General features: G+C 32.5%; 5 protein-coding genes. 1 reads left to right on the forward strand and 4 read right to left on the reverse strand.

Going from position 1 to position 6,000, the window contains the following annotated elements; translation table 11 throughout:
- Positions 1 to 176 precede the first annotated feature (176 nt).
- Positions 177 to 1,502: a hypothetical protein gene (locus ACWNMZ_RS24340; protein ID WP_251630155.1), complete on the forward strand. Its 1,326-nt coding sequence runs from the start codon at positions 177 to 179 to the stop codon at positions 1,500 to 1,502.
- Between the two features lie 106 nt (positions 1,503 to 1,608).
- Here ACWNMZ_RS24340 and istB read toward each other — a convergent pair whose 3' ends face one another.
- From istB to ACWNMZ_RS24360, 4 genes are all read right to left on the reverse strand, one after another.
- On the reverse strand, positions 1,609 to 2,379 hold the full coding sequence (istB, locus tag ACWNMZ_RS24345) for an IS21-like element helper ATPase IstB (protein WP_341098841.1): 771 nt from the start codon (positions 2,377 to 2,379) through the stop codon (positions 1,609 to 1,611).
- Positions 2,379 to 3,932 (reverse strand): IS21 family transposase, encoded by a 1,554-nt coding sequence (gene istA / locus ACWNMZ_RS24350; RefSeq protein WP_449598940.1) that lies wholly within the window; start codon positions 3,930 to 3,932, stop codon positions 2,379 to 2,381. Before istA ends, istB begins: the two co-directional genes overlap by 1 nt.
- Before the next feature lie 194 nt (positions 3,933 to 4,126).
- Positions 4,127 to 5,047, reverse strand: coding sequence for a hypothetical protein (locus ACWNMZ_RS24355; RefSeq protein WP_251630130.1), 921 nt, complete (start codon positions 5,045 to 5,047; stop codon positions 4,127 to 4,129).
- Positions 5,040 to 5,597: a sigma-70 family RNA polymerase sigma factor gene (locus tag ACWNMZ_RS24360; protein ID WP_236691834.1), complete on the reverse strand. Its 558-nt coding sequence runs from the start codon at positions 5,595 to 5,597 to the stop codon at positions 5,040 to 5,042. The genes ACWNMZ_RS24355 and ACWNMZ_RS24360 overlap by 8 nt, the downstream gene beginning before the upstream one ends.
- Between the last annotated feature and the right edge of the window lie 403 nt (positions 5,598 to 6,000).

Here is a 6,000-nt window from a genome sequence, read left to right on the forward strand (position 1 = left end):
TACAATAATTACAGCTGAAGCAACAATGGATAAACCTGGATTTTTTATAAAGGGATGAAATTGATAATCAAAAATTGAAATAATTTACAATTTTGTAAATGAACTTGTTGATTTATTCAGAATATTAACATATAATTTTATAGAAAGATACAAAAAATGGAATTAGGAGGGTTTATGTGAGGAAATTAGCAAAAACTAGTATTGTTACTTTAGCCAGTATTTTCCTTCTTTCTGTGCCAAATGTATCAGCAACTCAACTTACTTCAGAGTACAAAGATAATGATGAAGGTGCAATAGACAGTCATCTTAACGATTATGGAGGAAAATGGATTTATGAAAAATCTTCTTCAAGTTATCGAGGGGATCATCGTTTTAACCCAACATCCAGTGGTTGGTATACTTGGAAAACTACAAAAGGAAAAGGTTACTATTATAAAGCATTATTAGTCCATCTAAGAAATGCAAAGTTTACAAATCCTAATGCTCAATATAATATAGGTAATGATCAAGATGATTATATTTACGGAAAGAAAAATCAAAATACTGCACCAAATGGATGGAGTAGAGTTGTAGATACTTATGGCTATGGATCAAAGGCTTTTGGAGATTTTATTTTGTTTCCTAATGGATATAAAAATACAGGTGCAGATGGTATAAAAGTAGAGTATTATGATAAAAAGCCTTCAATTTTAAGTAGTTCTAAGGTAGATAAGTTTAATTACGAAGAGATTAAGCCAAGTGATTCACCAGCACTTACTTTAAATTCAAAAAGTATTAGTAAAGAAAATATTCATTATAAAATGTTAAACTCTATAGATTATTTTAAAACAGCTATTGGAAATTTTGATTATACTAGCAATTCAGGAGGATATAAATATACGGTAGATTTCAGCGTAGATGTTGAAAATCCAAAATCACACGTAGTAGTCAAAGCTGGAGATAAAATAGTAGAGGAATCCATTTATAATGGTGATGGTAAATATGTTGACTTAAACACTAAAGATAAGACATATAGTACTGCTGGAGCACCTGATAAAAATGAAGCTAAAGCACTTAAAGAAAACAATTTATTCGAAGGTGTTTCGCCAACTGTAAGATATTCTAATGATATAAATGGTGAAAGAGTTTATGATATGAGGTATGATCCTACTTTGATGGGAATGGCTCAAACATCATTATTTTCTCAAGACATTGCTTTGGGTTTTTTGGAGAATTATTCAAAATGGAACATTGAAACAAAAGAAGAGAATAATGGCTATGAGGCTATTGTATTAAGCGGAGAACTAAGTGATTACTATAAAAATAAACATAATGCTGAAACTTTTAAATTATGGGTTCATTCAGGCACTGGTATTTTGTTAAAAATGGAAGAGTATAATAAAAGTGGACAAGTAACTGAATCACTAATTACTAATTCCATTCAGATAGATGCCCCTATAGAAAAAGTGGAATTTAATACTGCTACCCCAAAAAATTTTGTGAAAACTAAAATGTTAAAATAGATTATATTTAGACTTAAATAAGTACCACCCGTGAGAATGTACTGCATCACAAAAGTTAGAGTGAACTGCGTGTAACCGTCAAGTAGTTTTGAACACTTTTTGCTAATTAATTTTGAACACTTTCTCTTTCAAAAATTGTTGTTCTATTCTTTATTCTGTAGCTGTCATTTTCGTTCATTTGAATAACCTCTACTCTATGTAATAATCGGTCCAATATGGCTGTTGTAATCCCTTGGTCTCCCATTAATTCACCCCATTCTTCGGGGCCCTTATTGGAGGTAAGAATAATAGAACTACGTTCATAAAGATGGTTAACCAGGTGGAAAAATAGATTTGCTTCCCTCTGATCCATTGCCATGTACATTAAATCATCAATAATCACCAAATCCGATTCTTTTATTCTTTTTAACCGCAATTTTGATTTTGTAATATATTCTTCCGTTTTTAATAAGTGTATGAGTTCACCCATTGTTGAAAATGCTACTTTAAATCCCTTTTGAATGGCTTCAACTCCTAATCCAATTGAAATATGGGTTTTCCCTGAGCCTGGGGGTCCCAATAAAATTAGATTGTATTGTTGTTCCAGCCAATTTAATTCACTTAATTGATTTAATTGGCGTGTGCTAAGCGATATTTGTTCTTCTACATTAAACTCGTCAAGTGTTTTAAAATATGGAAAGCTAGCCCACTTTAATCTCTTTTGAATCCCTTTTTCTTCGCGTTTCTTCATTTCATGCATAAGAAGTTCATGTAAAAACTCTTGATAAGTCCACGATGATTTCTCTGCGTGTCGTAGTAATATTGGCAGCTCTTCAGCGGTTTCCACCATCCGAAGATGGCGGAATTGTTCTTGTAATAGTTGTACAGTGCTAGTCATTATGAAACACCTCTCATAATTTTCGTGTAATATTCTATATCCCTTGTTACTGCTGTAGCGGTTGTTGCGGGGCTATTTCTTTTAGCTTCGAGAGAAGCAGGGGATTCTACATCTTTTTCTTCCTTTAATCGGGTCAAATGCTGTGCAATATCACGTAAATCGTTTGCACTCCATAGCTGTTCTTTTAGGCAAACCGCCAGGGCTTCCTCTATTTGAGGGCGAAAATGAGTAATGGCATATTGAATGACTTGGAACTGATCTCTTACATACCTTGGATACTGCCGGGTTACTTCATTGACAAATTTTAAAGCCTTTTCTTGATCTTTGAATTGACGAACAATAGTCTCTTTATATGCTTGAATTCCTTTCGAGCGATCTCTGGTGTGTTGACGGTTCTTTATCAACTCACCTTTCCCATGACATATCGGATGCTTTGCTAGTATTTCGCCTTGAAGGTCTGCTCGAATAATGAGTTCCTCGCCCTGGGTTTCTATGTAAACCGTATTATCACCTCTTGGACGATAAGTTCCTAAAGGAACCGAATAACGATTAGATTGATATCTGATAATATTGTCCTTATGAACAGTTCTTGTTATACTATTTACAAGGTTGCTTTCGAAAGAAAGCAGGGAGGAGACTGGCGTTAAGTGTTGCTTTTCGAGGGCGTGCACTTCTACTGGTCTCTTTTTTGTTGTGTGATGTACATTGTAATTTCCTGTCCTCTTCAACCATGCTAAACATTTTTCATTCCAGGATTCTAGATTTGGAAATACTCTGTGTTTTGCAAAGTTCCCTTTTACATATTTCACTACATTTTCTACCTTCCCTTTACTTTGGGGATCTGCCTTTCTACAGAGGTAAATTCGGAACCCTCGTTCCTGCTTATATGCTTGAAATTCCCCTGTTAAAATTATATCTCCGGCATTTTCACTAACGGTTATCAAATGATCTTGATCATAAACAATTTCCTTCGGAATTCCTCCAAAGAATTGAAATGCTTTTTCATGACAACGTATGGTATCCCTAGTGGTAAAAGGTCTATCAAGCCATTCCACATATTTATAACGAGAATTAGAGAGTACAAAGGTAATAAAATATAGTTTAACAGGCTTTTTTCCCTGATTCTTTACGGTTATTTCTCCCCAGTCGACCTGAATTTGTTGCCCCATCGGTAGTTCCTCCACAGCTTCATGATCACGTACACGAACCACTTTTGGGATGTGGTAAATATCCCTTAATTCACTAACATACCCCCGAATAGTACTACTTCCAATTTTTATTCTAGGGTACTTTTCCTTTAACCAGTCCTCCACCTGAGCAGAAGAAATATCAGGATGTTCCTTTAGCCAACTTAATATAAGTTCACGGTGTGTATCTAACTTTTTCTCCCTACTCCCAGTTGATAACACCCACTCGGATGCTTGATTAAAATTCATGCTTAAATACTTATAAACTGTGTTTCTAGAAATCCCTAATTTTTTTGCAATAGCTGCTACTTTAAATCCTTGTTCCTTTAATTGATGAACCTTTATAAACAAATGTAACTTTTCCACCTTTCAAATCCTCCAGTAAACTATGATGACATAAAATCATAATAGACTAACTGGTGGTTATTTTGATAAAAAAGTGTTCAATTCTATCTGGCGGAAACTGTTGATTTTAGTTTAGCAGTTACACTGCGCCCTAATTGTTAGATGTTTCTAACAATTGGGGCGCAGTTAAGCTTTAACTAAAGGGTACAAGTACATTATTTTATATCATTATTAAATAATGATATATCTACAGGTTTATTTACTTCTAACTTTGAAGGATGAAGGTAGTCAATAATATCCCCAGATTTGTTATAAGTTTCATACTTAATAAGAATTCCACTATCTTTATCTACCCAAAAACGAAAGTTAGTTGCCTTAGACTTTTCTACATTATTCATTTCCCCAAATATCACAAGTGAATTATGTCCAAGAATAGGTTCGTTTTGACTTTCAATTTCCCAGTCATCTAAGTTTCTAGTATAGTTGGATGCAATATCATAAGGAAATAAGGAATTAGCAGCTTCTTCAATAGGTGGAAACCATCTACTTTCTGTCACATCTTCTCCATTAACATCAGTATTAAAATACTCTTTTATGGACAATGGCTTTGAAGCGATATATAAATCTTTATATGAACTTTTTATTGTTCTGGTTTCACCGTCTACATTGATTTTTGAATTTATGGCCCCACCAGACTTTTCTCTGATACTTAACGAGAAATCAACATTTATTTTTGTTTTACTATTAGCATAGTATAATTCAAAAGTACCGCTTGCTGTGTCAAAGTAGTCGATGGAGTTAAGCATTTTTGTTAGTATTTCTTCTTTGTTCAATTCTTCATAATTTTCCTCTTGAATTGGAGGAGTATATATATAATTATTAACAGAGCGTATATGATCTTCGTTAAGAGTATTATCAATAAAATTTTCCTTTACTAGGAACAATAAACTTAGACAAATAATACTTATAAATGACAGACTAATAAAAGGTGCCATTTTCAATTTAAATCTTTGTTTATTTTTAGAAGAATTAGATATCGCATCATATATTAAACTCTCATGTCTTTTTGTGAATTTAATGCTCTTTAATACTGTACTGTCCATTTTTTTTCTTAAGTTCTCAAGTTCATTATCCATTATTATTCCTTCCTTCTAATATTATTTTTTTTAATCTTTCCCTTCCCCGATGCATTCTAGATTTCACAGTATTTGGATTAATTTTTAATATTTTTGAAATTTCGTCAATAGTAAAATCCTCATAATAAAATAATATAATAACCTCTCTTAACTTAATTGGTAATTGCATTACTTTTTCTGACAAAGAATAATCCTCAGTATTATGGAGGGGATCTACATAATTAGTATTTTTATCCTTGAAGTAAGAAAAGGATTCTAATAAAATAAGATTTCGATATGACCAACTTTTTAAAACATCTTTACAACGATTTACCGTAATTCTAATCACCCAAGTTTTATATGATGAGTTACCTTTAAAGTTATCTAATTGTTCTAAACATCTTAAGAAAACGTCTTGGGTAACATCTTCAGCAAGTTGAATATTTTTTAAATAAATGTAAGAAATTTTAAGAACATCATTCCCATATAAAGTAATAAGATAGTGAAGTTTTTCTTTTTTATCTATATCGGTTTGTAAAATCTCCTCTATATCCATTTTTTCTCGATTCAATGTCTGTTCCCCTTAATTTATTTTATAATTAGACGAACCGTATTTTATTAAAGTTCCCTTATTCAATAAAAATATTTTTATTAGATTTATAGAAAGAAAAAACCATATGGGAATCCTGGTGAGATATTAACAAAGAAAATGATATTAGCGTCTTTTGTGCTATTTGTGCTATTTGTGCTAGATCGATCGTTGGATTAAACCACCAGGAAACCGACTCATTCGCTTTGAAGGGCTACAAAAAAAAGGCTGCATATTGCAACCTGTAGTAAATCCCTTCAAAACTATCAGTTTCTCATCTATAATGACTGGATCTTCTATATTAACAGCCATTATAGAATGTTCCATCACCTGTTAGTTTCATAAATGTTCATTCATAACTCCTAAGTTGTGAATAACCCATGAC

This window comes from Niallia sp. Marseille-Q9988, assembly GCF_976954375.1.